A 26359-nucleotide genomic window follows, 5' to 3' on the forward strand; every position below is an offset into this window, starting at 1 on the left:
GCAAGCGCCGAGCGTGGGGCAGCCACCCGCCGCCCCAGGGCGGGCGCGGGCGGTGTCGCCGTCCGCGCCGCTACCGCTGGGCCACCAGGTCGAGCAGCGTGGCCTCCGGGCGGCAGCAGAAGCGCACCGGGGCCGTGGGCGACGTGCCCAGGCCACCGGAGACGTGCAACCAGGTACCGGCGTAGCGGTTCAGGCCCCAGGCGCGGCGGCGGTCGATGCCGCAGTTGGTGACCACGGTGCCGTAGAACGGCAGGCACAACTGCCCGCCGTGGGTGTGGCCGGCCAGGAGCAGCTGGTAGCCGTCGGCGGCGAAGCGGTTGAGGTTGGCCGGCTCGGGCGAGTGCAGGACGCCCAGACGCAGGTCTGCCTCGGCGTCGGCGGTGCCGGCGACCTCGTCGTAGCGGTCCAGGCCGATGTGGGAGTCGTGCACCCCCGCTACGGCGACGTCGCGGCCGTCGGCCTTGAGGACGCCCTTGCGGTTGTTGAGGTCCAACCAGCCGCGGGCGCTCATGGCAGCGCCGAGCTCGCGCCAGGGCAGGTCGGGGACCTTGCGCTTGGAGTAGTCCTCGCGGCTGCTCCGCCACAGGTAGCGGGCGGGATTCTTGAACTGGGGCGAGAACAGGTCGTTGGAGCCGAACACGAACGCGCCGGGGCGGTCCAGCAGCGGGCCCAGCGCGGAGATCAGCGGCTCGACGGCGTCCGGGTGGGAGATGGAGTCGCCGGTGTTGACCACGAAGTCCGGCTCGTAGGCTTCCAGCCCGCGCAGCCAGTCCAGCAGCATGCGCCGTCCCGGCGTCAGGTGGGTGTCGGAGATGTGTAGGACCCGCAGCCGAGGGCTGCCGGGGTCCAGCAGCGGAAGCTCGTAGTGGCGCAGCCGGAACCAGTTGCGCTCGATCACCGAGGCATAGGCGATCCCGGCCAGCCCCACGGCGCCCGTGACCGCGGCCGCGCGTCCGGCCGCCCGCAGGCTCTTCGGCAATGTCGTCACCGTCACCGCACCTCCCGACTTCCGATGGTGTCAGACTTCGGTGACCGGATGCGCCCCGCACAGCGTCGTCTTCGGCCCGGCACGGGGAGAATGCGCTCGCAGCCGCACATCCGGCGGTCGTATGATCGCTGCCATGGCCGAACTCAAGGACCGCCTCCGGACCGACCTCACCGCCGCGATGAAGTCGCGCGACGACGTCCGCACCCGCACTCTGCGCAGCGTGCTGACCGCGATCTCCACCGAGGAGGCCTCCGGCCAGGCGGCACGCGAACTCGGCGACGAGGACATCGTCCGCGTTCTCACGCGGGAGACGAAGAAGCGCCGCGAGGCCGCCGAGGCGTTCGAGGAGGGCGGCCGCACCGACCAGGCCGCCGCTGAGCGGGCCGAGAGCGACGTGCTCGCCGACTACCTCCCCGAGCAGCTCGGCGACGACGAGCTGCGCGAGCTGGTGGCCGCCGTGATCGCCGAGACCGGAGCCGAGGGCCCCAAGGCCATGGGCCAGGTCATGAAGCAGGTGACACCGCGGGTGGCGGGCCGTGCCGAGGGCGGCCGCGTGGCGGCCGAGGTCAAGCGCCAGCTCACCGCCTAGCGGCGGGACACACGAGGGGCGGCGGGCGATCCGATCGCCCGCCGCCCCTCGTGCTTTGCGCCGCTCGCTAGTCGCCCCTGCCGCGTCCCTGGTCGGCCAGGCCCAGACCGGGGCCGTCCCAGTCGCCGAAGGCGCCGTCTCCGTCTCCGTCTCCGCCGCCCTGGCCGCCTCCGTTGCTCAGGAACACGTTGACCGTCGCGCCCTCGGGCAGCCCGGTGCCGGGCTCGGGGTTGACGGCCCCGACCGTGTTCGCGGGCTGGTCGGAACGCACCTGGGTGGAGGACAGGTTGGCCTCGAACCCGGCCGCCTCCAGCGCGCCGACCGCCTCGTCGGGCCCCATTCCCAGCACGTCGGGTACGCCATCGGCGGTGTTGGCGGCCTCGTCGGCGTTCTGCTCGTCGTCGCCGTCGTCCTGCGGGGGCCCCGACGTGCTTCCGTACTTCGCCGGCGGCGACGGGAAGTCGTCGGCCGACAGCTCCTCGGTCGCCTTCTGCATCGTCTGCTGCCAGATGGGACCGGGGATCGTCGCGCCGTAGACGTAGGAGTAGTGCTGGCCGCCGATGGTGACGTTGCGCAGCGGGTGGTTCTGCGGTCCGCGCGGGTCGCCGACGAAGACGGTTCCGACGAGGTTGGGGGTGTAGCCCGCGAACCAGGCGCTGGCCGAGTTGTCGGTGGTTCCGGTCTTGGCCGCCGCGGGCCTGCCGATCTCCAGCCCGTCGGTGGTGCCCCCGTCGAACGTCTGCTGCAGCAGGTGGCTCACGCCGTCGGCGACGTCCTTGTCGATGACCCGCTCGCACTCGGGTTTGATGTCGATGGTCTTGCCCGCGTGCTCGTCCACGATCTTGTCGAGCGCCTGCGGCTCGCAGTGCATGCCCCGCGACGCGAAGACGGAGTAGGCGGTGGCCAGGTTCAGCGGGGAGACCTCCTCGCTGCCCAGGGTGAAGGAGTTGTTGGCCTGGGTGCGGTCGTTGTCGAAGCCCGTGCCGTCGGCGCGATGCATGCCGAGGTTCTCGGCCATGTTGATGACCTTGCACAGCCCGACGTCGGCCTGGAGGCTCGCGAAGTAGGTGTTCACCGAGCCCTTGGTGCCGCTGACCATGTTGTTGGTGCTGCCGCCCTCGGTGTCGCCGGCGTTGCTGACCGTCCAGGGAGCCAGCCGCCCGCCGTTGCAATTGCGCTGGCCGGTGATGGTCGTGGTGTTGCCGGTGCTGTAGGACGTACCGAACTGCTTGCCGTGCGCCAGCGCAGCGGCCAGCGTGAAGGGCTTGAACGTCGACCCGGACTGGAACCCGGTGCTGCCGCCGTCCTTGGCGTCGACGGCGAAGTTGATCGAGGTCTCTCCGAGGTTGGACTCGTCGGGGCCGTAGTTGCGGCTCTGGGCCATCCCCCGGATCTTGCCGGTCCCCGGCTCCACGAGAACCTCGGCGGCGACCTTGCGTGACTTGTTCTTGCGCGGCACCCACTCGTCGACGGCGTCCTGCGCGGCCTGCTGCATGTCCGAGTCCAGCGTGGTGTGGATCTGCAGCCCCGCCGTGCGCAGCCACCGGGCGCGCTCGGTCTCGGTCTCGCCGTAGCGCTTGTCCGACTCGATCTGCTGGACCACGTAGTCGCAGAAGAACGGTTTGTCGCTGGGCATGCACCCGTTGCTCGGGCTGCTCACGTCGAGCCCGAGGTCGGTGGCCTTGGCCTCCTCGGCCTCGGACTTGGTGATCGCCCCGGTCTGGGCCATGCGGTTGAGTACGACGTCGCGCCGGTTCTTGGCGTCCTCGGGGTTCAGGCGGGGGTTGTACAGGTACGGGTAGCGCACCGTCCCGGCGAGCGTGGCGGCCTGGGGGAGGTTCAGCTCGTCGGCGCTGACGCCGAAGAAGTGCTGCGCGGCGGACTCGGCACCGTAGGCGCCGTCACCGAAGTAGGCGATGTTGAGGTAGCCCTCGAGGATCTCCTCCTTGGACATCCGCTGCTCGAGCGCGACGGCGTAGCGGAGCTCGCGGATCTTGCGGCCCAGCGTGGTCTCGCGGGCCTCCTCCTGCTCGGCCTGGCTGTCGGCGCTCTCGACGAGGACGTTCTTCACGTACTGCTGCGTGATGGAGGAGCCGCCCTCGACGTCGCCGCTGACGGTGCGGATGGCGGCGCGGAACGTGCCGGCGATGTCGATGCCGCCGTGCTCGTAGAAGGCGGAGTCCTCCATGGCGATGATGGCCTTGCGCATCACCGGCGCCATTTTGTCGATCTCGACCACTTCGCGGTTCTGGTCGTAGATCTCGGCGATGACCTGGCCGTCGCGGTCGTAGATGACCGAGCGCTCCGGGGGAGGAGGCGTCTCCAGCTCGCTCGGCATGTTCAGGAAGCCGGTGGCGACGTTGCGCGCGGTGATCCCGATTCCCCCGACGGCGGGCAGCGCGAGCGCCGCGACTAGCACACCGGCGACGATTCCGACGCCGACCAGTTGACCGATTTTCTGCAGCATTGTCCCCTGACCCACCCCCTAAGACTACGTGTGGACCGCGATGGGCGGCGCCGTAGATGTCCGGTGTTTCGGACGTTCGGCGCACCGGCGGCATCGAGGTCGATCTCCATTGTGAAGGCAACGCCGAGCGCTCGGAACCGGTGGTCCGGATGCTGCCGGATGCCGGATCCGATGGGGTCTACCGAACGCAATGACCCAAACGGACTAGATCCGATATGGGCCTGATGGGGCCTGGTGTAGCGCGGGCGGCATCCGTAGGTTCGTCCGCAGCAATCGCGAGGATACGCAGAGCTTCGGCGTCGATGCGCTCCGCGACCGGACGGCCCCTGCTCCGGCTCGCGACCGTCGTCGACCCTGCTGCGTCTTCGCCCCCCGTTTCGTCCGGAGCCGGCGACCGCGCCCGCGGGCTCCTCGACGAGTACACATGGTTTGGGAGTGGGACACATGTGGATGCCGGGCTGGGCCGCACACGGCCTGTGCCGCGAGACCGACCCCGACGCGCTCTTCGTGCAGGGAGCCGCGCAGAACCGGGCCAAACTCATCTGCCGGGGCTGCCCGGTGCGCACCGAGTGCCTGGCCGATGCGCTGGACAATCGGATCGAGTTCGGAGTCTGGGGAGGGATGACCGAACGCGAGCGCCGGGCCCTGCTGCGCCGCAGGCCCGACGTCACCTCGTGGGCGAATCTGCTGGAGGAGGCACGCCGCCAGCACCGGGAACAAGACCGACCGGCGCAGGACGGCCAGGAGAGCCCCGAACGGGGCGACTCCCGCGTCGAGACCCGGTAAGAGCTCGGAGGGCGGCGGTACCCGCGACCGCGTATACCCGGCATCGGCCCGCCGCCCTCCTTCCACGCCGACCGCAGCGGTCGGCGCGCCGCCGCGCCGCCTGAGGTCCAGGGGTCCGCCGTACGGCGCGCGACCGCTGCCGCACGGCGGTAGGTTCCCGCTGCCCGCATCGGCGCCCGCACTAACACGCGTCTCGCGGTCGTATCAGGCGCGCCCCAACGCACGGCCGATCTCGGCGAGGCCCGCCAGATCGTGCACGTCCACAGGGTGGGCCGGCACCTCGGCCGCCGGTACGTCGGGGTGATTGGCGGCCAGGCGGCCCATCAGCCACTGCTCGCGGTCGCGCACCCGGGCGCGTTCGGCGTACAGGCGCAGCGCAGCCGCGGCCAGGCCGTGATCGCCTGCCTGCTCCAGCTCCGCGGCGGCAGCAGCGGCGTCCGGTCCGCTCAGCCCCGGAACGGCGGTGCGGTGCACCCGGTTGAGCACGACCCCCGCCAGCGGCATGCGGTCCGTGCGCAGCCGCTCGATGAAGTACTCCGCCTCACGCAGCGCGTCGTCCTCCGGGGCTGCCACCACGACGAACCCGGTGCCGTGCGCCTGCAGCAGCCGGTAGGTGCGCTCGGCGCGCTCCTGGAACCCGCCGAAGACCGCGTCGAACGCCGAGACGAAGCTCTGCACGTCCTTGAGCACCTGGGCGCCCACGACCTTGGCGATGACACTCGTCACCATGCCCACCCCGGCGCCCAGGACCTTGAACGCGCCGGTCGCCGGCGGTGCGCCCAGGATGCGGATGAGCCTGCTGTCCAGGAAGCGGCCCAGCCGCTCGGGGGCGTCCAGGAAGTCCAGCGCGGAACGGCTCGGCGGCGTGTCGACGACGATCAGGTCCCAGCCGCCGGACTCGCGCAGCTGCCCCAGCTTCTCCATCGCCATGTACTCCTGCGTTCCGGAGAAGCTGGAGGACAGCGACTGGTAGAAGGGGTTGGCCAGGATCTGCCGCGCCCGCTCGGCATCGGCGTGGGCCTCGACGATCTCGTCGAAGGTCCGCTTCATGTCCAGCATCATCGCGTGCAGGGACCCCGGCATCGCGGCGCGTCCGCTTTCGGTCAGATCCACCGGGCGCGGCGTATTGTCCAGTTCACGCAGCCCCATCGACTGGGCGAGCCGGCGGGCCGGGTCGACGGTGATGACCACGGCGTCGCGGCCGAGTTCGGCAGCGCGCACCCCCATCGCCGCGGCGGTGGTCGTCTTGCCCACGCCGCCGGAGCCGCAGCACACGACGGTGCGGGTCCCGCGATCGGACAGCAGCGCGTCGACATCGAAGGCCGATGCGGACGCAGGACGCCTCCCGCCGAGCCCCCCGGCGCTCACAGCCCCTGCTCCCGGAGGCGCTCGGCCAGCAGGTGCAGCTCTTCGGGGCCCACGCCCCCGCCCAGCAGCGGCAGCTCCATGCGGGGCCTGTCGACCTCGTCGAGGCGAGCGCGGATGGCGGCTTCGGCCGAGGCCCGCTGCGCGTGCTCGCTCATCTCCTGCGCCAGGCCGTGGGCGGTCTCCTCGGCGTCCTCCAGCCCCGCCGCCTTGAGCCCGCGCACCAGCGCGCCGGTGTCCACCGATCCCTCGGCCGCTTCCCGCAGCACGGGCTCGTCGAAGAACCCGGAATGCACCATGTTCACGATCACCGACCCGACGTTGAGCCCGGCGGCGTGGATCTCGGCGATGCCGTCCACGGTCTCCTGGGCGGGCATCTCCTCCAGCACCGTCACGAAGTGCACGGCGGTCTGCGCCGAGCGGAGGGTGGACATGGCCTTGTCGGCGTGGTTGTGGACGGGCCCCACGCGCGCCAGCCCCGCGACCTCGGCGTTGACGTTGAGGAACTGCGCGATCCGCCCCGTGGGCGGCGCGTCCATCACCACGGCGTCGTAGACGTGGCGCCCGCCGCCGGCGTCGCGGCCCCCGCGCCGCCGCTCGCTCGCACGGCGCCGGACCGCCTCGGTGGCCTTGCCGGTCAGCAGCACGTCGCGCATCCCCGGTGCGACGGTGGTCGCGAAGTCCACGGCGCCGAAGCGGGTGAGCAGCTGCCCGGCCCGGCGCATGCCGTAGAACATCTCCAGGTACTCCAGCAGGGCCGACTCGGCGTCGGCCGCCAGCGCGCACACGCGGCCGCCCCCGGGCGCGTCGGCGATCGGACGCTCCTCGTAGGGCAGGGGACGGGTGCCGAAGAGCCGGGCGATGCCCTGGCGCCCCTCGACCTCGACCAGCAGCACGGTGCCTCCGCCGGCGGCGAGCGCCAGAGCGAGGGAGGCGGCCACGGTCGTCTTGCCGGTGCCCCCCTTGCCGGTGACGACATGGAGCCGGACGGCCTCCGCATCGCGATCGCGTGCACTCACTCCTGGAAGTTTATGTTCCCGGCCGGAGCGGGCGGCCGCGTGCGTCCCGGTCGGCATGTGCGGCGCGCCGCCGGGATCTGCGGGTACCGGCGTCCGCGGCGGTAAGTAAGGTGGCGGCTATGACGAAGTGGGAGTACGCGACAGTGCCGCTGTTGTCGCACGCGACGAAGCAGATTCTGGACAACTGGGGCGAGGACGGCTGGGACCTGGTCTCGGTCATCCCCGGCCCGTCGGTCGACGGGGACCCGCGCAACCAGCAGATGGTGGCCTACATGAAACGGGAGAAGGAGTAATGGCCGCTCCGGAGGAGCGGCTGGCCGACCTCGGGCTGACACTGCCCGAGGTCGTGCCGCCCGTGGCCGCCTACCAGCCGGCGGTGCGCACGGGCGACTACGTCTACGTGTCGGGCCAGGTGCCCATGGTCGGCGGCAAGCCGGCCGGCACCGGCAAGGTCGGCGCCGAGGTCACCGCGGAGCGGGCCAAGGAGCTGGCCGCGGTGTGCGCGCTGAACGCCGTCGCCGCGGTCAAGGCCGAGGTCGGCGAACTCTCCCGGGTGCGGCGGATCGTCAAAGTCGTGGGCTTCGTGGCCAGCGATCCGTCGTTCACCGGCCAGCCCCAGGTGATCAACGGCGCCAGCGAGCTGATCGGAGAGGTCTTCGGCGAAGCCGGCACGCACGCCCGAAGCGCCGTGGGAGTCGCCGTACTCCCGCTGGACGTGCCCGTCGAGGTGGAGATGATCGTCGAGACGGACTGAGGGCTCGGCGAACGACGCGGTGGCGCTCGTCCACCGCGGTCGACGGGAGGACGAGGCGATGACACGGGAGCGCGCAGGCGGCGGGAGCCGCGCCGCCGAGGTGCGTCCGGCCGCCACGGTGATGCTGCTGCATGAGAGCGCCGCCGTCGGCGAGCTGGAGGTCTACCTGCTGAGGCGGACCTCCTCCATGCGGTTCGCTCCCGGCATGCACGTCTTTCCCGGCGGCGGGGTGGACGAGCGCGACACCGACCGCGACATCCGATGGGCGGGCCCGCCGCCCGCGGAATGGGCCGAGCGCCTGGACGTCGCGGAGCCGTCGGCGCGGGCACTGGTCTGCGCCGCCGTGCGCGAGACCTTCGAGGAGTCCGGCGTCCTGATGGCGGGCCCGCCCTCCGGCGGTGTGGTCGCCGACACCCGCGGAGAGGACTGGGAGGCCGACCGCGAGGCGCTGGTCGGTCGCAGCCTGTCTTTCACCGAGTTCCTGCGCAAGCGGGACCTGGTGCTGCGCAGTGATCTGCTGCGCGCCTGGTCGCGCTGGATCACACCGCCCGGCGAGACGCGGCGCTTCGACACCCGCTTCTTCGCCGCCGCCCTGCCCGAGGGGCAGCAGACCCGCGAGGTCGGAGGCGAGGCCGACCGCGTGGCGTGGATGCGCCCCGCCGACGCCGTGGCCGCGTGGCGGCGCGGCGACCTCCGCATGCTTCCCCCGACCGTGACGAGCTGCGCCGAGCTGGCCGACTGCGGTTCCCTTGCGGCGGCCATGGCGGCCCGGCGCACGATCTTCCCCATCGAGCCCGAGATGCGCGAGGTCGGCGGCAAGCTGCGCATCGTCGTGCCCGAGGGGGTGCCCTACCCCCAGAGCTGAATCCCCCGCTGCTACCCCACCCTGCCGCGGCCCGGTGAGAGAGACTGAGGTGCGATGAGGATCGACGGTTCCGGAACACTGCGCGCCAACTGCGTCCTGTGCCCCAACCCCGGCCCCATGACGCTGGACGGCACCAACACCTGGGTACTGCGCGAGCCGGGGATGCGGGGCGTCGTCGTGGTCGACCCCGGGCCGCACGACGAGCGCCACCTGGAGCGCGTCGCCCGCACCGTGCAGGAGCAGGGCGCACAGGTGGCCGTCACGCTGCTGACCCACCACCACCCCGACCACAGCGAGGGCGCACGCTACTTCAGCGAGCTCACGGGCGCGCCGGTGCGCGCGGTCGAGCCCGAGCTGCGCATCAGCGGCGACGGGCTCGCCGACGGCGAGGTCGTCGAGGTCGACGGTCTGGAGCTGCGTGTGATCGCCACACCTGGCCACACCGCCGACTCCGTGTGCTTCCACCTGCCCGCCGACGACGTCGTGCTCACCGGCGACACGGTGCTGGGCGCGGGCACCACGATGATCGCCGACGACGGCCTGGCCGACTACATGGACTCGCTGTACCGGCTGCGCGAACTGGCGTCTCGGACCGGCGTGCGGGCGCTGCTGCCCGGGCACGGGCCGATCCGCCCCGAGCCGCTGGACAAGCTCACCGAGTACATCGACCACCGCGAGTCCCGATTGGCCCAGGTGACCGCGGCAGTGGAGGCGGGCGACACCACCGCCGACGCGATCGTGGCGCGGGTCTACGCCGGAATCGAGGAGGCCGTGGTCCCGGCCGCGCGGTCCTCGGTGCGCGCCCAGCTGCACTACCTGGCCAAGCGCGGCGACATCCCCGCCGAGCTCGGCGAGGCCTGACGGCCGGATCCGCCGCGGGCCGCGGGCGAGGGCGTGCGCCGGCCTGAACCGGACAGCCGACGGGCCCGGCACGAGGCCGGGCCCGGTGGTCGTCGTTACGCGCCGCGCGGGGTCAGCGCGCGCGCCGACGCATCCGCTCGACGTCCATCAGCACCACGGCCTTGGCCTCGATCCGCAGCCAGCCGCGCAGCGCGAACTCCGCCAGCGCCTTGTTCACGGTCTCGCGCGAGGCGCCGACCAGCTGGGCCAGCTCCTCCTGCGTGAGGTCGTGGTGCACGTGCAGGCCGTCCTCGCCCTCCTTGCCGAAGCGGTCGGCGAGGTCGAGCAGCTGCCCGGCCACGCGCCCCGGAACGTCGGTGAAGACCAGGTCGCTCATCACGTCGTTGGTGCGGCGCAGCCGGTTCGCCAGCGCCTTGAGCAGCTGGAGGCTGACCTGCGGCTGCTGGGCGATGAAGGGGCGCAGGTCGTCGTGGCCCAGACCAGCCAGCACCGCGTCGGTGACGGCGATGGCGCTGGCGGTGCGCGGCCGCGGGTCGAACAGCGACAGCTCCCCGAACATCTCACTGGGGCCCAGGACGCTCAGCAGGTTCTCGCGACCGTCGACAGCGGCGCGGGTCAGCTTGACCTTGCCGCTGAGGATCACGTAAAGGCGGTCGCCCTCGTCCCCCTCGGAGAAGAGCGTCTGGCCGCGGCCGAGCCGGACCTCGCTCACCGAGGCGCGCAGCGCGGCGGCCCCCTCCTCGTCGAGTGCCTCGAAAAGAGGGGCCTTGCGCAGCACCTCGTTGGTCTCGTCCACCACTTCCTCCTTGCAAGCCTGACCGTCAACAGTGTGACGTATATCGCACCCCGGTGGAAAACCAGTCTGCCGTCTCGGCTTGTCGCCCGGGGGGAAATGCCAACAGCCACGGCCGACGTCAGTGCTACCGATCCTAGTTGCAATCCCGTCCCCGAGGGTTCCGGCCCGCCGTACTTCCGACATTGCCGACATCCGCATGCGGCCACGGGGCCGTTTCCCGCCACGTCCGCCCGGAACCGGGCGCTGTCGCGGGTACGTAGTCTTTGGGGCGTGCTCGGAGAACCTGCCACCCCTGCTCAGACCACCCCGACCGACACGGCACCGGACGACGGCGCGGCGCGGACACCCACGGGTGAGTCGCGTCTCGCTCTTGTGAGACGCGCCCGACGGATTAACCGGGAATTGGCCCGGTTGTATCCCGATGCGCACTGTGAGCTTGATTTCACCACTCCGTTGGAGCTGCTGGTGGCGACCATCCTGTCGGCCCAGTGCACCGACAAACGCGTCAATCAGGTGACCCCGAAGCTCTTCGCCCGCTACGATTCGGCGGCCGGTTACGCCTCCGCCGACAGGGAGGAGCTGGAGGGCCTGATCCGCTCCACCGGCTTCTACCGCTCCAAGGCCAACAGCATCATCGGCCTGGGCCAGAAGCTGTGCGACGAGCACGGCGGCGAGGTCCCCGGCGACCTGGACGCGCTGGTGCGGCTGCCCGGCGTCGGGCGCAAGACCGCCAACGTGGTGCTCGGCAACGCCTTCGGCGTGCCGGGGCTCACCGTGGACACCCACTTCGGGCGCCTGGTGCGCCGGTTCGGCTGGACCACGGAGACCGACGCGGTCAAGGTGGAGCACGCCGTGGCCGACCTGTTCCCGCCCAAGGACTGGACCCTGCTGTCGCACCGGCTGATCTGGCACGGCCGCCGCATCTGCCACTCGCGGCGACCCGCCTGCGGCGCCTGCGAGCTGGCCCACTGGTGCCCGTCCTTCGGCGAAGGGCCTACCGACGAGGAGACCGCGGCGGCGCTGGTGCGGAATGGCCCCTTCTCCTAAGCGGTTCCTACCTGATGGGCAGCTACCGCGGCCGGGAGGAGACGGGCAGAGCATGACCGCACAGGAAGACGGCGAACGGCACCGGGCTGTCCCCGGCCCCTCCGGCGGCGATGCGGGGGTCGACGGGCGCCCTGCTGAGGCACCCGATGTGACCACCCCCGAATGGCTGGCCTCCCTTGCCCGAGCGGGCGGGCGCATGGCCGTTCCCGCCGTGATGCGCCCGCCCGAGTCAGGCGGCCGCAGGTCCGCGGTACTGATCCTCTTCGGGGAGGGCGAGCACGGGCCCGACGTCCTGCTGATCCAGCGCAACGACGGGCTGCGGCGCCACTCCGGGCAGCCCGCGTTCCCCGGCGGCGCGTTCGAGTCCGGCGACGAAGGGCCCGAGGACTGCGCCGTGCGCGAGGCCGTGGAGGAGACCGGTGTCGACCCCCTCGGCATCGAGCTGCTGGGCCGGCTGCCCGAGCTTTACATCCGCCCCAGCGCCTTCCGCGTCACTCCGGTGCTGGCCTGGTGGCGCGAGCCCTCCGAGGTACGCGCCGCCGACTCCGGCGAGGTCGCCGGCGTCGTGCGGGTACCCGTCGGCGAGCTCGCCGACCCCGCGAACCGGATCCGGGTGCGCCATCCCAACGGCTCCGCCGGCCCCGCCTTCCAGGTGCGCGGCATGCGCGTCTGGGGATTCACCGCGGCGATTCTGGACCGGCTGCTCGTTCTGGGAGGCTGGGAGCAGCCGTGGCTGGACGGGCAGGAGGCCGAGCCCGTTTTCTTGCCGGGGAACGGACCCGGTGGCGACGGTCGGCGTGCGACCCGGCAGCAGCGCGGCAGCCGGGAGAGCTGAGATGAACACGGGGTGGTGATGGACGGCATCGTCCTCGACGCGGTCCTGGTGATGCTGGTGCTGCTGTTCGCGGTGTCGGGATACCGGCAGGGCTTCATCGTCGGGATCATGAGTTTCGCCGGGTTCATCGGCGGCGGCGTGCTGGCCGCTCTCAGCGCGCCACCGCTCATCCAGGGGCTGGTGACCGACCCCGGGCGGCAGGCGCTGCTGGCCGTCGCGGTGGTGTTCCTCTGCGCGGCGCTGGGCCAGTTCGTGGCCTCCTATGCGGGCGCGGCGGTGCGCAACCGCGTCACCTGGGACTCCGCCCGCGTGGTGGACGCCATGGGCGGCGCGGTGGTGAGCGCGGTGTCGGTGCTGCTGGTGGCCTGGCTGGTCGGCAGCGCCGTCGCCAACTCCGCGATCCCGGTCCTCAACAACCAGGCGCAGCAGTCGCGGGTGCTGCACGCCGTCGACCGCGCTATGCCCGAGGTGGCCCAGACGTGGTTCTCCACCTTCCGCAGGATCGTCGACCAGAGCGCCTTCCCGCAGGTTTTCAGCGGCTTGGGCACCGGCGAGCCGGCGCAGGTGCAGCCGCCCGACCCCGACGTCCTCGACACCGCCGAGCTGCGTGACGCCGGACAGAGCGTGGTGAAGGTGCTGGGCACCGCGCCCGAGTGCCAGCGGCGCGTGGAGGGGACCGGGTTCGTCTACGACGACGGGCGCATCATGACCAACGCCCACGTGGTCGCGGGCGTCACCCAGGACCTGCGCGTCGTCACCCGCTCCGGCCAGCAGCTGTCCGCCACCGTCGTGCTCTACGACCCGCAGCAGGACATCGCCGTCCTGGACGTGGACGGCCTCGATCTGGAGCCGCTGGAGTTCGAGACCGAGGCGAGCCAGGGCGACGACGCGGTGGTGGCCGGGTTCCCGCGCAACAACGGCTTCTCCGCCGGGCCTGCGCGCATCCGTGCCGAGCAGACGGCGCAAGGGCCCGACTTCTACCACTCCCAGCAGGTCAGCCGGGAGATCTACCAGATCCGCGCCGAGGTGCGCCCCGGCAACTCCGGCGGTCCGCTGCTCTCGCCCGACGGCACCGTCTACGGTGTCATCTTCGCCGCGGCCACCAACGAGGACGAGACGGGCTACGTCCTCACCGCCGACGAGGTCGCGGCCAACGCCGAGCGGGGCGAGACCGCGAGCGGCGAGGTCTCCACCCAGGAGTGCGACTGAGGCAAGCCGCCGGCAGACGGGAGGAAAGGACAGGTGCGCGGACCGTGGAGCTTACCGTGCTCGGCAGCGCCGCCCCCTACCCTCGGCCCGGAATCCCGTGTTCGGGCTACCTGGTCACCGGCGGCTCCGGGGCCCTCTGGCTGGACGCCGGCCCCGGCACCCTGGCCGAGTTGCAGCGCCACGCGCGCCTGCCGGAGCTGGACGGCATCTGGATCTCCCACCTGCACGCCGACCACTGCGCCGATCTGCTGACCGCCTTCTACGCTCTCGTCTACGCCGACCAGGCGCCGTCCGCTCCCCTCCCGCTGTACGGCCCGCAGGGGACCGCGGCCCGCCTGGAGGGCTTCCTGTCCAACGCCGCGCGCAGCCCGATCGAGCGGGCGTTCGAGGTGCGTGAACTCCACGACGGGCAGCGTGTGCGCCTGGGCGGGATGGAGCTGGAGTCGCGGTCGGTCGAGCACGGGATGCCCGGCTACGCGGTCCGGATCGACGACGGCGCGGCGAGCCTCGCCTACTCGGGGGACAGCGCGCCGTGCGCAGCGCTCGACGACGTGGCGCGCGGTGCCGACCTGCTGCTGTGCGAGGCCGACGGCGACCCGCCGGCGGACGGGCCGCGGGTGCACCACAGCCCCGAGGACGCGGGGCGGACGGCGGCGCGAGCGGGCGCGGGCCGCCTGGTCGTGACCCACGTGGGTCCGTTCCTGCGGCCGGAGGAGGCGCTGGGCAGGGCCGCGTCGGAATACGCGGGACCGGTCGAGCACGCGGACGCCGGGCGCGCCTTCAGCGTCGGCTGACCTGTACGGCCCGCGGCCGCCCCGCACCCCCGCGGGGGTGCGGGGCGGCCGCGGGGCGGGCGGGCTGAGAACCTCAGCCGACGGATTCGGCCTCGGGATCGGCTTTGCCCAGGGGCCAGCTCATCCGGACGACGGTGCCGTCCTCATGCGGTTCGATGCTGACCTCGTCGGCAAGACCGACGATCACTGCGAGACCCACATCGGGCGAGAGCCCCGAGATGCCGTTGAGCGAGGTGTCGGCATCCAGGTCGACGCCGGCGTCCGGATTGTCGAACGCCGCCGTCGGCTCCTTGGCCGGGGCGCGGTCGAACACCACCACCTCGAAGCGCTGCGCGGCGCGGCCGTTGTGCGACGCGCGGTCCGCGGGCGTGTCCGCGGGCGCGTCGCCGCCGCGGGGTCCGCCGGAGCTGTCGACCAGGTCAAGCTGGATCGGGCGGCTGGGGCAGTGGACGCGATGCGCCTCGACGGCACGGGAGCACGCCTCGCCGACCGCCAACCGGATCTCGTCGAGGGCGGATTCGGCGATGCCCGCCCGCCGGGCGACGGCCGTGGCCATAAGGCGGGCCGTGCGCACATGGGCGGGCAGCGCGCTGATGGTGAGCTGGACGAGTGCCATGGGATCGCTCGTAACGCAGCTACTTCGACTTGCGCTTGTCGATGGCTTCCTGAACAGAGTCGTAGATACCGAAGACCTTGGTCAGCCCGGTGATCCGGAAGATCTTCAGGATCCGCTCCTGCGTGCAGACCAGGTCGAGCGTGCCGTCATGGGCGCGCACGCGCTTCAGGCCGCCCACGAGCACGCCGAGCCCCGTCGAGTCGAGGAACTCCACCTTCTCCATGTTCACCACGAGGTGGAAATTACCCTTGTTGACGAGATCGATCAGGAGCTCACGCAGCCGGGGCGCGGTATAGACATCGATCTCACCCTCGACGACGACGATCTCTGTGTCGTCCTGTGTGTGGTGATCAAGCTTCAAGTCCACTAGTCCTCCAGCGCCGAACTGCGAAAAGCCGCGGGTGATCTCTGCCGGGCGTTACCCCACCGTGCGGCATTCAACCACGCTTGCCCTTCGCATCTGCCTGTTATGCACAAGAAACCACGACAGCGCGGGTCCCTTCCCGCGGATGCCACACTGAAACCGGGGTTGATCAGTGCCATGACATGTGCTGTCTGCCGAGGAGGGGGGTCGGGGTGACCGGATCCGCTCCCCGCGCACGCGGGGACGCTGCCCGAGGGGAGTCCGCACTTCATCGGTTGTGGCGAGACCATACCCGGAATTCGCAGGTGACACATGTTGAGCACCTGCCGCGTAGCCACGGGGTAAGTGAACACTGGCCAGACTGGACACCGCCCTCGGTACGTGAGCGACTCGCTGAGCAGGGGATCACGTCGCCGTGGTCCCATCAGGCGGCCGCCGCGAATCTCGCGCGCTCCGGTAGCAATGTGATCATAGCCACGGGCACGGCTTCGGGGAAATCGCTGGCTTTTCTGCTGCCCTGCGCCGAAGCCGTCGAGCAGGGCGGCACGGTGCTCTACATCTCACCGGCCAAGGCCCTGGCCGCCGACCAGCGGCGCGCACTGACCGACATCGGTCTAGCGGACCTGCGCCCGGCCACCTACGACGGCGACACCCCCCGTGATGAGCGCGCTTGGATCCGCGCGCACGCCAACTACGTACTGACCAACCCCGACATGCTGCACTACGCGATCCTGGGCAACCATGCGGCCTGGGCGTCCTTTCTGCGGCGGCTGCGCTACGTGGTGATCGACGAGGCGCACCGCTACCGGGGGGTGTTCGGCTCGCACATGGCCCAGATCGTGCGGCGGCTGCGCCGGGTCTGCGCCCGCTACCGCAGCGGCGCGGCCCACGGTCCGGAGGGGGAGCGCTTCCCTGAACAGGGACGCTCCGCGTCCCCGGTTTTCATTCTCGCCTCGGCCACCACGGGGACGCCTGAGGAGAGCGCGAGCCGGCTGATCGGCGCTCCGGTGCGGGCGGTCACCGCGGACGCCTCGCCCCGGCCCGCGCTCCGCTTCGCGCTGATCGAGCCCGAGTTGACCGAGGAGAAGGGCGAGAACGGTGCCCCGATACGGCGCACGGCACCGGCGGAGGCCGCGCACGTGCTCGCCGGACTCGCCGAGGAGGGCGTGCGCACTCTGGCCTTCGTCCGGTCGCGGCAGGCCTCGGAGGTGGTGGCGCTGACCGCGCAGCGCCTCCTGCGCGAGCGCGAGGCGCGCGCCACGGCCCGGCGGGGCCGGAGGTCCGGTGAGCGCGGCAGAGACGACGGCGCCGCGGATCCGGTCGGCGCGCACAGCGGTGAGGCCCCCGGTGAAGCGCTCGCCGCGGAGGGCGGCGGAGACGGCGCCGTGGAGGCGTACCCGGAGGCCGGGATCGCACTGCCGGACGCCCCCGGCGAGCCCGCCGAAGCGCCCGGGGGGCCGCGCCCAGCCAGGCTGTCCGAGCGAATCGCCGCCTACCGTGCCGGCTACCTCGCCGACGACCGGCGGGGCCTGGAGAACGCGCTGCGGAGCGGCGATTTGCTCGGCCTCGCCACGACCAACGCGCTGGAACTGGGCGTCGACATCACCGGCCTGGACGCCGTGCTCGTGACCGGGTGGCCCGGAACCCTGGCGTCGCTGTGGCAGCAGGCCGGGCGCGCGGGCCGCTCGGGTCAAGACGCGCTGGCGGTGTTCATCGCCCGCGACGACCCGCTGGACACCTACCTGGTGCACCATCCCGAAGCCGTCTTCGGGCGTCCGGTCGAGGCCACCGTGCTCGACCCCGACAACCCCTACGTTCTCGGACCGCACCTGTGCGCGGCAGCCTCGGAGATCCCCCTCACCCGCGACGACCTGGAGCTCTTCGGCCCCGGGGCCGAAGAGGTGCTCGACGACCTGGTCGAGCGCGGCCTGTTGCGGCGCCGTCCGCGCGGTTGGTTCTGGACCCGCCACGACCGCGCCTCCGCGCTGGCCGACCTGCGCGGCTCGGGCGGTCCGCCGGTGCAGATCGTCGACTCCGCCAGCGGGCAGCTGCTCGGCACCGTCGACGAGGCGGCCGCGCACGGCACCGTGCACGACGGTGCGGTCTACCTGCACCAGGGCTCGACCTATGTCGTCGACGACCTCGACCTGGAGGAGTCGGTGGCCCTCGTGCACGCCGAGTCGCCCGAGTACAGCACCTGGGCGCGCGACACCACCGAGGTCGAGGTCCTGCGCACACTGCGCGGACAGGAGTGGGGATCCGAGGCGGCGGTGCGGTTCGGCGAGGTCGAGGTCACCCGCAAGGTGGTGTCCTACCTCAAGCGGGATGTGCGGACCGGGTCGGTGCTCGGGGAGCAGTCCCTCGATCTGCCCGAGCGCCGGCTGAACTCCCGCGCGGTGTGGTGGACGCTGACGCCGGAGGCGACCGACCGGCTGCGCAAGGCCGAGGTCGAGGTGCGCGGCGCGGCCCACGCCGCCGAGCACGCGGCCATCGGGCTGCTGCCGCTGTTCGCCACGTGCGACCGCTGGGACATCGGGGGCGTCTCGACCGCTCTGCACGCCGACACCGGGTGCCTGACGATCTTCGTCTACGACGGCCACGAGGGCGGAGCCGGGTTCGCCGAGCGGGGGTACGCAGCCGCCCGCGAGTGGCTGACCGCCACCCGCCAGGCCATCGCCGGCTGCGAGTGCGCCGACGGCTGTCCTTCGTGCATCCAGTCGCCCAAATGCGGCAGCGGCAACGACCCCCTCAGCAAGTCGGGAGCGCTGCGACTGATCGACGCGATTCTGGAGGAGGGCGCGTCCGAGGTCCGTTAGGAGGGATCCGGACGGGCGGCCCGGATCGCGGAGGAGGCGTTTCCGGGACGGTGACATCAGCCACCGCGGGGATGCGGGAACGGCGCACACTGCGGAGTTCGACTCCACCGGCGTTCGCAGCGCCGGGCCGCGCGGTTCACATCAAGGACACTTCCCCTGATAGGGACATGTTTAGGACATTCCGACTCGGAAAGTCGGGAGTGGTACACCGGCGCCGCCGTGCGGCGCGACGCTTCGCCGCTGAGCCTCCTCGCCGACGGCTGATCGGACGTCCGCCGTCGCATCCCGCTCGGGGCGGCCGGGGTGCTGAGTTCTGCACGACTCGGTGGAGGAGCCACACAAGCGGGGCGGAAGGGAACCCCCTTTGCGGTCAGCGCCCCGGTACCGAAAGCAGCCGATCCTGGAGAAGTCATGCTCGATCCGATCCCCCAGCACCCGTACCCGTCGGGGCTGGCCGTCCACGATGCGGCAGAGACGTCGGAGGAGGCGCGCACCCGAGGCACCGCGCGCGTCGTCGCCCACCGGCCGCATTCGGACGGCACGTTCACCTACGTGGTGGAGCAATTGGCCGGGGGCACGCGTATGGAGTGGGCGTCCTACTTCACCATCCCGGCCGGTTTATGGGCCATGACGGACGGTCGCGGGCCGGACGACACCAGCGAGGTCGATGCGGAGTCGGTACTCCGGTACGCCGAGGCGCAGGTCTCGGACGCTTCGGAAGCCTCGCAGGTACCGCAGGCATCGCAGGCGTCGGACGCTCCCGAGGCGGAGTTGGAGAACAGCGTCCCTTCGGAGCGGTGACGCCCCCGGGCTTCTCGGCCCGAGCGCCCGATCGGCGGCGTACCCCGTCGGCACGTCCTGCGGGGTGCGGCCGCAGGCGGCTGGCGGGCCGGAGTCGTCCACAGGATGGGGATCCGGCTTTCGGTCGGCTGCTGCCCGGGTGATCGTGGATACAGACCGTGAGATCCGTGCCTCACGGCGTATCCCGTCGCTCCTCGGAGGCAGCCCATGTGCCACGTCTTCTCGCCCCTTGCCCGTCCTCGTGCGCGGCGCGTGGGCGCCGCTTACGCCCGTTCCCACCGTCGGCCCGTGCGATCGCCGCGGCCGGAACGGATCGCGGCGACCCTGCCGAAGGCCGCGGCCGGAACGGCGGCGGCGCTGCTCCGCGGCCTTCGCGGTGCGCGTCCGCGCGCGGTCGGGCGCGACGACCGCGGCATGTCCACAGCCGAGTACGCGGTGGGTACCGTCACGGCCTGCGCGTTCGCCGCGGTGCTGTTCGCCATCCTCACCAGCGACGAGGTCCGCGACGTCGTCACTCGGATCGTCACCGATGCACTGCGGATCGACGGCTGACCGGGGCGGCGTCACCGCCGAGACCGCGGCCGCCCTGCCCAGCCTGGTGCTCGTACTCGGAATCGCCCTGGCCGCGGTCCAGGCCGCCGCGGTGCACGTCGCCTGTGTCGACGCCGCACGGGTGGGCGCGCGTGCCCTGGCCCGCGGCGAGTCCGAGCACGCCGTCCGCGCGGCCGTGGCGGACACCGCCCCCGGTTCCGCCGACGTCGAGGTGTCCGAGGACGGCGGCACGGCACGCGTGGCCGTCACCGCCCCGATACCCCTCGGGCCGCTGATCGACCTCCCCGTCCAGGCCCGCGGCCGTGCCGCCACCCCGCTGGAGGAGGGGGACGGCGCGATGGAGAACACGGAGACCCCGGACGGTGCCCCGCGGGGCGGGGCTCCCGACCGTGAAGCTTCGGAAGGCGCCCAGGGCGGCGGCCGTGCCCCGGAGGCCGACTGAGATGCGCGGCGAGCGGCCGCGGCGGGCGACCCCGTCCGCCTGCGGCGCCGCTGCCGGAGCGGCGACGGACCGGCGCCCCGGTGGGACGGCCGCGGTCCCGGCTTGGCGCGGCGGGATCCGCCCGTCTCCGAGGCGGCGGGTCGGCGGCGAGACGGTTCGCCCGGTGCAGAGTGACACTCCCTCCGGACCGGGGCCCGCGGCGCACAGGCGTCGCTCCGACGGCGGATCCGCGACGGTATGGGTGCTCGCGCTGTGCGCTGTCCTGCTGTTCGTCGCCTCGACGGTCGTGGTCGTCGCGGGCGTCCGCGTCGACCGGCACCGCGCGGCGACGGCGGCTGACCTCGCCGCACTCGCCGGAGCCCGACGCCTGGCCGAGGGGCGCGGGCCGTCGTGTGCCGCGGCCCGCGCCACGGCCGAGGCCAACGGCGCGGCCCTGGCACGCTGCCGAATCGCCGCCGATTTCTCGCTGCACGTCACCGTCCGGGTCCCCGTCCGCTCGTGGCCCGGCACGGTATCCGCCCACGCCCGAGCCGGCCCGCACCGCTCCACCTGGGCGCCGAAGACGCCCTGAAGGCCGGTCGGATGGGAGCCGGGACCGCCGGCGACAGAAGTGCCGTTCGGGGCGGCGGCCGTGCAACCGGCGCCGCACTCGCCCTCGGACACCCGCTCGGTGCGTCGGAGGCTCGGCGATTCAGGGCAGCGTCAGGCCGGAGACGAGGCCGGCGGCGAGTGGGACCACGCCGATGAGGACGAACGCGGGAAGGAAGCACACGCCCAAAGGGGCGGCGCTGAGGACGCCGAGGCGCTGAGTCCTGGTCAGGGCGCGGACGCGGGCCGTGTCGCGAAGCTCGGCGGCGTGGCGCTCCAGGATGGCGGCGACCGGCGCTCCGCTTTCGCCGGCGCGGGCCAGCGCACGCCCGATCGCCGCCAACTCCTCGGTGTCGGCCGCCGACCGCCAGGCCGACCGCGGGTCGGCGCCGAGGCGCAGCTGTTCGGCGACTCCCCCGAGGGATCGTCCCAGCGGTCCGCCGACGGCCGCGGCGACGGTGCCCAGCACATCCTCCAGGACTCCGCCCGCGCGCAGCCCGGCCACCAGCAGGTCGATCGCGACGGGCAGGCCGGCCAACGTGCGGGCGCGATCCGCGCGCGATTCGGCGGGCCGATCCGCGCGCGCCAGTCGCCGGCGCAGCGCCGCCGCGATCGGCAGGCCGACCAGCACGGCCGCCGCCGGCCCCGCCACGAACAGCAGAGTCGCCACGGGCGCGCACGGCACGCCCCACAGCACCAGGGCGCGCCGCAGTCCAGCAGGGACCGCGGGCGGGCGCGGCCGCTCCGCCGCGCGCAGCCGAGCCAGCCGCCGCAACGCCAGGACCCGCGCGGACTCGCCACGCAGCATCAGCACAGCGGCGGTGCCCAGGGCGACCACGGCGATTTCGAGAAAGCCCATGCGTTCACTCCAATCCCGATTCGGACAAGACCCGCCGCACCATTCGGTGGGTCCAGAACAAGCCCGCCGCATCGAGCGCCAGACCCGCCGCCAGACACAGGAGCCCGGCGGGCGTCGTGAACAGGAAGGCCAGCGGTGATCCGCCCAGGGCGGTCGCCATGCCCAGACCGAGTACTGGCAGCACGCTGAGCAGCACGGCCGTGGCGCGCGGACCGGCGAGCTGGGCGCCGAGCTCGCGTCGCAGCGCCTCGTCGGAGGCCAGGGACACCGACAGCCGGTCGACGACGTCGGCCAACCCGGCCCCGGTGTCGGCAGCCACGCGCCAGCAGGCGGCGAGGTGGCCGAGTCCGCGCGCGCCGCGCGCACCGGCCAGGGCGCGCAGCGGCATCATGAGGTCCTGCCCGCCGCGGGCCGCCTCGCTCAGCGGAGCCAGCTCGCGGCCCGACTCGGGATCGAGCTCGTCCACGGCCGTGACCATCGCGTCTGCGGGACTCCGGCCCGCGCGCAACTCCGCGGCCAGCACCGCACAGAGCTCGGCGACGGCACGGCGGCGCCGCTCCGGCTCCCGGCCCCGCGCCAGGGCGATCCGCACCCGCAGCCGCCGGATGAGAAGAGGGGCACGCCCGGCGGTCGAACGCCCGGCCCCGCCTTCGCCGCCGCCGTTCGCCAGCCCGTGCAGGCGCACGACCGCGGAACCGGGCGCGAGAGCGGAGGCGACGAGGCCCGCGGCCCCCACCGCGAGCAGCCATTCCGCCTGCCCGGCGAGCCAGTGGGCCGCCGGGAGCACCGGGGCGAGCAGGAGCGGGAGAAGCAGGGGTGCGGATTCGGCGGTCTGTGCACATGTCGACATGCGGTCTCCGATCCCGAAGGCGCCGGATACGGGGGTGTGGTGCGTCGGCGAGGAGGTGGGCGGCCCGCGGGGGGCGCGGCGGCGGCGATGCCGGACCGGGGGCCGGTCGGCGGGGTGCGGGCGCCGGGCCCATGCCGGTGGGCGACTCCCCTGGAACCACCCGCCACCGCCACCCCAGAGGCCGCGGCAATGGGGCGCACCTCGCGCGGCGGGCGAGTCCGCCTATCGCCCACCGGAGACGCGTCGCATCGCCCGTCTTCCTTAGGCCGCGAACGGTGGTGCACCGTTCAAGAGAAGCGCCGCCCACGCGCTCGGGGGCATGGGAGAAGCGCGTGACGTCTGGCGTTGCCGCCGGGGGCGGCGAGGGCGCCCTGCGGAGTACGCGGCGTGCGCTCGGCGGCAAGCCGGCTCCCGGCGCTTGGCGCACCGGCGCCCCCGTGCCGCGGTCTCCGGGGGACTCGCCGCTCGTGTTCCCCGGAGGGGTCCCCAGAGCTCGGGGGGCGCATCGGGGGCGCCGCACCCCCGCGCAAGGCAGCGCCCGACTACGCCGGTCGCGCGGCCGGTGGCGCTGGGGGACCGGGGCCGTCGGCCGGAGGGCTCCGCCACGCGCTGCCGATCCGCGCCAGCAGGTCCGGCAGCGCAGGACGGTCGGTGAGGGAGCCGTCGGCGCCGAAGGTCACCGCGGGCGGCGCGTGCACCGTGGCGTCCGGCCCGCGGCGGAGCGTGCACACCTCGGCGACCCGTCGCCTCCCGTCACCCTCCCGGGCCAGGTGCACCACCAGCGCGCGGGTCGCGGCCAGCTGGCTGTGCACACCCTCCCTGCTGAGTCCCGCGGCGCAGCCGAGAGCCTCGATACGGGCGGGCACGTCGACCGCGGCGTTGGCGTGCACGGTGCCGGTGCCTCCGTCGTGGCCCGTGTTCAAGGCGTTCAGCAGTGTCACGGCCTCCGGCCCGCGGACCTCGCCGACCACGAGCCGGTCGGGCCGCATGCGGAGGGCTTGGCGTACCAGGTCGTGCAGTCCGACCTCGCCCGTGCCCTCGATGTTGGGCGGGCGTGCCTGCAACCGCACCACGTGCGGATGGTCGGGCCGGAGTTCGGCGGAGTCCTCGACCAGCACGACCCGCTCACCCGGGTCGGCCAGCGAGAGCAGCGCCGACAGCAGGGTCGTCTTGCCCGTACCGGTGCCGCCTGAGATCAGGAACGCGGTACGCGAGGTGACGAGGGCATGCAGCAGCCGTGCGCCCGCTGGGGGCACGGTGCCGGAGGCGACGAGCTCGGCGAGCGTGAACACCGACCGCCGCGGCAGCCGCAGCGACAGGCACACTCCCTCGGGCGCCACGGGAGGAAGGACGGCATGCAGACGCGCTCCGCTGGGGAGCCTGGCGTCCACCCAGGGTGCGGCCTGGTCGAGGCGACGCCCGGCCTGGGCGGCCAGGCGCTGGGCGAGGCGGCGCAGCGACGTGTCGTCGGCGAATCGGATTCCGGGCGCCGGACGCAGGCCCGCCCCGTCGTCGATCCATACGCCCTCGGGGCCGTTGACCAGGATGTCGGTGATCCGGGGGTCGCTGAGCAGGGGATCGAGCGGACCGGCGCCGGCGATGTCGGCCCGCAGCAGCCGGACCAGCTCCAGCACCTCGGCGTCGCCCAGAGCCGTCCCCTCGGCGCGTACGGCAGCCGCGACGCGGGCCGGAGCGGGATCGCCGCCCTCGCGCGCCAGCCGCATGCGCACGGCGGTGAGCAGCCGCGGGTCCGCACCCGAGCCGGAGCAAGCGGCTGAAGGGCCGTTCGAGGCCGGTGGGGCAGCCATTCCTGCCCTCCTTTCGTGGGAGGCCGATCGGGAGGACGGAGGCCGCGACCTGAGGCGGGGCACGCCGACCGGCCGCCGGAGGCCGAGTGCCGGTGCGGCGTGCCGGCGGTGCGCGTCGCCGGGGGCCCGGGTGCTGCGCCGGGCAGCCGTTCCGAGCCTTCACAGGCCGGGCGTTGTGCGGCCGCGGGCGGTGGCCGTGCGTTCTGCCTGCGGGAAGGCGCAGGCGGCGAGCGATCGCCCCGGGCGGAGCCCGTCGCCTGTGGTGCCGGCAGCAGAACGGCGAGCAGGCGGTCGGCCGCCTCGGCCAGCGTCGAGGAGCGGGTGCCGGCGGCGGCCGCGGCCGCGCCGTGGCGCAGGCCGCGCAGGAGTCCGCGGTCCGTGCGCAAGCGGCAGGCCATCGGCAGATCGAGTGTCCGGGCGACGTCCGCCGCCGCCACCTCGCACCCGCCCTCGCGCACCACCAGCCGGACGTCGCGGGCTGTGCGTCGCAGCCGCGGCGCCGTTCGCGCCGCGGCGAACACGGCGGGAAGTTCCGCCGGTACCACCAATAGCACGGTCGAGGCGCGCCGCAGCGCTTCGTCGGCCGCAGGATCGGGGGTGCGGGGCAGATCGGCCACGACGAGGTCGGCGCCCCGCGCGGCACAGGTCAGCACGGAGCGCATCGCGACCGGCGGAACCTCCGCTGCGGGGCCGCGTTCCCACGTGATCAGCGCGATGCCGCCCGCTTCCGGCAGCCGTGAACCCAAGGCCGACCAGTTCAGCCGTCCGTGGCGCGCGACGAGGTCGCCCCAGCGGTCGCCGGGCGCGTCCTCTTGCCCGAGCAGGGTGTCGAGGCCGCTGCCGAGCGGGTCGGCGTCGACGAGCGCGCTGCGCAGGCCGGCGCGCCGGGCCGCCCCGGCCAGCGCGAGTGCCAGCAGACTGGCTCCTGCGCCTCCGCGACCGCCGACGACGGCGACCACGGGCGCGTGCTCGGCTCGCGCGTGCGCCGACTCGGTGAGCAGTGCGGACAGTCGTGATTCGTCGGTCGGCAGCGACAGGACGGCTCCGGCGCCCGCGCGGAGCGCGGCCTGCCATACCTCCGCGTCGCGCGGGTGCGAATCGAGACCGGCGACCAGGACGTGCCGCCGGGGTTCGGGGTCGAGCCGGGCGATGGCGGCGAGCAGGTCGGTGCCCACGACGACCATGGGCGCGCGGCTCCACTCGGTGACCGCTTGGGCGGCGTGGTGGGCCACCGTCGCCTCCACTCCCGCGGCGGCCGCCAGGCGTAGGAGGTCGTCGAGCAGGTGGGGATCCTCGGTGACGAGCAGGGGGCGGGCAGGGGCGGATGCGTCCATGGGACCTCCCGGTGCGGAGCCGTTCACTCCACGCTCGCCGGGCGGGTCGCCGAAGGAAAGCCGGATCCCCAACCTGTGGACGGACGGAGCGAGCCGGGAATTCCGGCAGCGCCGCAGACGGACAGCGGCCCGATCCCGCATCGCACTGATCGGCCGCGTTGCTGCCGCAGGCCGGAACACGGACCGCGCCCCGGGCGCGGGCGTAGCCGGGCCGGTGGGGGCGCGGTCGGTCCGGAAATGACGACGGCCCCCGCCGGGGGGATAGCGGGGGCCGTCTTACGGTCCGGCTCCGGGGGGGAGAGCCGGCACCGTTCCCGGATAAGTCATCGTCGTCGGGCACTGGGCCCGATGGGCTGAGCGGCGGTCCTCGGGGGAGCCGCGCTACGCCGTATCGTCACATAGCAGTGGAAATCGCACCAGATCCGAACAAGGGGCATTCCGTCGGCTAAGCGCGCGCTGGGGGAGCTGAGGGGTGCGGCGCCTTCCGTCGGTAACAGGTATAGCACGGGACGCTACCACGCCGAATTGGCGGGCCGGGGCGATCTTTGACCTCCCGGGGACTTTTCAGTGGACGCGAGGAGGCGTACAAAGGAAGGACAAGGTGGATTGGCGATCCACCGAACACGGAGGCCGGGTACCCACGCGTCACCAAGCCGCGGGAGGCTCGTCCAGGCCAGGGAGTCATCCCTGGTCGGACTATGAATAAGCACGCATGATAGCCACGGTCTTCGTGTTTCGCGGCGGTGCCCCGACTCGGGCCGCAGGGCTGGGCGGGGTGCCGCCCTCTGTTTTTCTCCGTTGGTCCCGAATCGGGCGAACCGTCACCTTTCTGTTCGACAGAAGTCGCGACCACGGGCGGCCCGAGCCGGCCCGAAAAGTAACCCGATCGAGATAGGCGGCGAAGCGCGCGCCCTCGTCCGCGGCGAGCCTGGTGGCCCGATCGCGCATCGGGCG

The 26359-nt window shown here is 73.0% G+C and carries 25 protein-coding genes and 1 pseudogene; 15 read left to right on the forward strand and 11 right to left on the reverse strand.

Annotated elements, in window-relative coordinates:
- Window positions 1-70: 70 nt before the first annotated feature.
- A complete protein-coding gene (locus LP52_RS10055; RefSeq protein ID WP_040272752.1) occupies window positions 71-988 on the reverse strand; it encodes a metallophosphoesterase in 918 nt (305 codons plus the stop codon).
- A gap of 133 nt (window positions 989-1121) precedes the next feature.
- On the opposite strand from LP52_RS10055, the gene LP52_RS10060 reads away from it, so the two are divergent.
- Window positions 1122-1577 carry a GatB/YqeY domain-containing protein gene (locus LP52_RS10060; protein WP_040272753.1) on the forward strand — a complete coding sequence of 152 codons (456 nt, stop codon included), beginning with the start codon at window positions 1122-1124 and terminating at the stop codon, window positions 1575-1577.
- 67 nt (window positions 1578-1644) lie between these two features.
- Here LP52_RS10060 and LP52_RS10065 read toward each other — a convergent pair whose 3' ends face one another.
- Window positions 1645-4044, reverse strand: a complete 2400-nt coding sequence (locus tag LP52_RS10065; RefSeq protein WP_040272694.1) for a penicillin-binding protein — start codon at window positions 4042-4044, stop codon at window positions 1645-1647.
- A 444-nt stretch (window positions 4045-4488) separates the two neighbouring features.
- Here LP52_RS10065 and LP52_RS10070 point away from each other — a divergent pair, with 444 nt between their 5' ends.
- A complete protein-coding gene (locus tag LP52_RS10070; protein ID WP_052809676.1) occupies window positions 4489-4830 on the forward strand; it encodes a WhiB family transcriptional regulator in 342 nt (113 codons plus the stop codon).
- 204 nt (window positions 4831-5034) lie between these two features.
- Here LP52_RS10070 and LP52_RS10075 read toward each other — a convergent pair whose 3' ends face one another.
- Window positions 5035-6198, reverse strand: coding sequence for an ArsA family ATPase (locus LP52_RS10075; RefSeq protein WP_052809677.1), 1164 nt, complete (start codon window positions 6196-6198; stop codon window positions 5035-5037).
- On the reverse strand, window positions 6195-7271 hold the full coding sequence (locus LP52_RS27930; protein ID WP_084723082.1) for an ArsA-related P-loop ATPase: 1077 nt from the start codon (window positions 7269-7271) through the stop codon (window positions 6195-6197). Before LP52_RS27930 ends, LP52_RS10075 begins: the two co-directional genes overlap by 4 nt.
- 62 nt (window positions 7272-7333) lie before the next feature.
- Between LP52_RS27930 and LP52_RS27235 the strand changes: the two genes are divergently transcribed.
- From LP52_RS27235 to LP52_RS10095, 4 genes are read left to right on the forward strand one after another with little or no spacing between them, the layout of a single operon-like run.
- Window positions 7334-7507 (forward strand): DUF4177 domain-containing protein, encoded by a 174-nt coding sequence (locus tag LP52_RS27235; RefSeq protein ID WP_131096593.1) that lies wholly within the window; start codon window positions 7334-7336, stop codon window positions 7505-7507.
- Window positions 7507-7968 (forward strand): RidA family protein, encoded by a 462-nt coding sequence (locus LP52_RS10085; protein ID WP_040272697.1) that lies wholly within the window; start codon window positions 7507-7509, stop codon window positions 7966-7968. The genes LP52_RS27235 and LP52_RS10085 overlap by 1 nt, the downstream gene beginning before the upstream one ends.
- Window positions 7969-8026: 58 nt before the next feature.
- The gene (locus tag LP52_RS10090; protein WP_052809678.1) at window positions 8027-8833 is read left to right on the forward strand and encodes an NUDIX hydrolase; all 807 of its coding nucleotides are present in this window, start codon (window positions 8027-8029) and stop codon (window positions 8831-8833) included.
- Window positions 8834-8887: 54 nt separating this feature from the next.
- Window positions 8888-9694: an MBL fold metallo-hydrolase gene (locus LP52_RS10095; RefSeq protein WP_040272699.1), complete on the forward strand. Its 807-nt coding sequence runs from the start codon at window positions 8888-8890 to the stop codon at window positions 9692-9694.
- Between the two features lie 112 nt (window positions 9695-9806).
- Here LP52_RS10095 and LP52_RS10100 read toward each other — a convergent pair whose 3' ends face one another.
- Complete coding sequence (locus LP52_RS10100; protein WP_274518798.1) at window positions 9807-10493, reverse strand: Crp/Fnr family transcriptional regulator; 687 nt, start codon at window positions 10491-10493, stop codon at window positions 9807-9809.
- Window positions 10494-10862: 369 nt separating this feature from the next.
- Here LP52_RS10100 and nth point away from each other — a divergent pair, with 369 nt between their 5' ends.
- The 4 genes from nth to LP52_RS10120 all read left to right on the forward strand — a co-directional run bounded on the left by nth (window position 10863) and on the right by LP52_RS10120 (window position 14375).
- Complete coding sequence (gene nth / locus LP52_RS10105) at window positions 10863-11537, forward strand: endonuclease III (RefSeq protein ID WP_238580825.1); 675 nt, start codon at window positions 10863-10865, stop codon at window positions 11535-11537.
- Between the two features lie 196 nt (window positions 11538-11733).
- Complete coding sequence (locus LP52_RS10110; protein ID WP_052809685.1) at window positions 11734-12372, forward strand: NUDIX hydrolase; 639 nt, start codon at window positions 11734-11736, stop codon at window positions 12370-12372.
- A gap of 18 nt (window positions 12373-12390) precedes the next feature.
- Window positions 12391-13581, forward strand: a complete 1191-nt coding sequence (locus LP52_RS10115) for a MarP family serine protease (RefSeq protein WP_040272764.1) — start codon at window positions 12391-12393, stop codon at window positions 13579-13581.
- A 44-nt stretch (window positions 13582-13625) separates the two neighbouring features.
- Window positions 13626-14375 carry an MBL fold metallo-hydrolase gene (locus LP52_RS10120; protein ID WP_040272702.1) on the forward strand — a complete coding sequence of 250 codons (750 nt, stop codon included), beginning with the start codon at window positions 13626-13628 and terminating at the stop codon, window positions 14373-14375.
- 73 nt (window positions 14376-14448) lie between these two features.
- On the opposite strand, the gene LP52_RS10125 is transcribed toward LP52_RS10120, so the two are convergent.
- Both LP52_RS10125 and LP52_RS10130 read right to left on the reverse strand, forming a co-directional pair.
- Window positions 14449-14991, reverse strand: coding sequence for an ATP-binding protein (locus LP52_RS10125; protein ID WP_040272704.1), 543 nt, complete (start codon window positions 14989-14991; stop codon window positions 14449-14451).
- A 19-nt stretch (window positions 14992-15010) separates the two neighbouring features.
- Entirely contained in the window at window positions 15011-15358 is a 348-nt protein-coding gene (locus LP52_RS10130; RefSeq protein ID WP_040272705.1) for an STAS domain-containing protein, read from the reverse strand.
- 302 nt (window positions 15359-15660) lie between these two features.
- Here LP52_RS10130 and LP52_RS28030 point away from each other — a divergent pair, with 302 nt between their 5' ends.
- From LP52_RS28030 to LP52_RS10155, 5 genes are all read left to right on the forward strand, one after another.
- Window positions 15661-18171: a DEAD/DEAH box helicase gene (locus LP52_RS28030; protein ID WP_052809679.1), complete on the forward strand. Its 2511-nt coding sequence runs from the start codon at window positions 15661-15663 to the stop codon at window positions 18169-18171.
- A gap of 411 nt (window positions 18172-18582) precedes the next feature.
- Window positions 18583-18972, forward strand: coding sequence for a hypothetical protein (locus tag LP52_RS10140; protein WP_040272707.1), 390 nt, complete (start codon window positions 18583-18585; stop codon window positions 18970-18972).
- A gap of 414 nt (window positions 18973-19386) precedes the next feature.
- A complete protein-coding gene (locus LP52_RS28335; RefSeq protein WP_238580828.1) occupies window positions 19387-19524 on the forward strand; it encodes a DUF4244 domain-containing protein in 138 nt (45 codons plus the stop codon).
- Window positions 19502-19966, forward strand: a complete 465-nt coding sequence (locus LP52_RS10150) for a TadE family type IV pilus minor pilin (RefSeq protein ID WP_238580829.1) — start codon at window positions 19502-19504, stop codon at window positions 19964-19966. The genes LP52_RS28335 and LP52_RS10150 overlap by 23 nt, the downstream gene beginning before the upstream one ends.
- Before the next feature lie 163 nt (window positions 19967-20129).
- Window positions 20130-20537 (forward strand): Rv3654c family TadE-like protein, encoded by a 408-nt coding sequence (locus LP52_RS10155; protein WP_052809680.1) that lies wholly within the window; start codon window positions 20130-20132, stop codon window positions 20535-20537.
- A 120-nt stretch (window positions 20538-20657) separates the two neighbouring features.
- Here the strand turns inward: LP52_RS10155 and LP52_RS10160 are convergent, their stop codons facing one another.
- From LP52_RS10160 to ssd, 4 genes and pseudogenes are all read right to left on the reverse strand, one after another.
- A complete protein-coding gene (locus LP52_RS10160) occupies window positions 20658-21413 on the reverse strand; it encodes a type II secretion system F family protein (RefSeq protein WP_040272711.1) in 756 nt (251 codons plus the stop codon).
- A 4-nt stretch (window positions 21414-21417) separates the two neighbouring features.
- A complete protein-coding gene (locus tag LP52_RS10165) occupies window positions 21418-22263 on the reverse strand; it encodes a type II secretion system F family protein (RefSeq protein ID WP_084723088.1) in 846 nt (281 codons plus the stop codon).
- A gap of 542 nt (window positions 22264-22805) precedes the next feature.
- A complete protein-coding gene (locus tag LP52_RS10170) occupies window positions 22806-24071 on the reverse strand; it encodes a TadA family conjugal transfer-associated ATPase (RefSeq protein WP_052809681.1) in 1266 nt (421 codons plus the stop codon).
- A 332-nt stretch (window positions 24072-24403) separates the two neighbouring features.
- Window positions 24404-25546: pseudogene (ssd, locus tag LP52_RS26445) on the reverse strand (septum site-determining protein Ssd); the annotation flags it as partial.
- Between the last annotated feature and the right edge of the window lie 813 nt (window positions 25547-26359).

The organism is Streptomonospora alba, from assembly GCF_000826685.1.
Classification (GTDB): domain Bacteria; phylum Actinomycetota; class Actinomycetes; order Streptosporangiales; family Streptosporangiaceae; genus Streptomonospora; species Streptomonospora alba.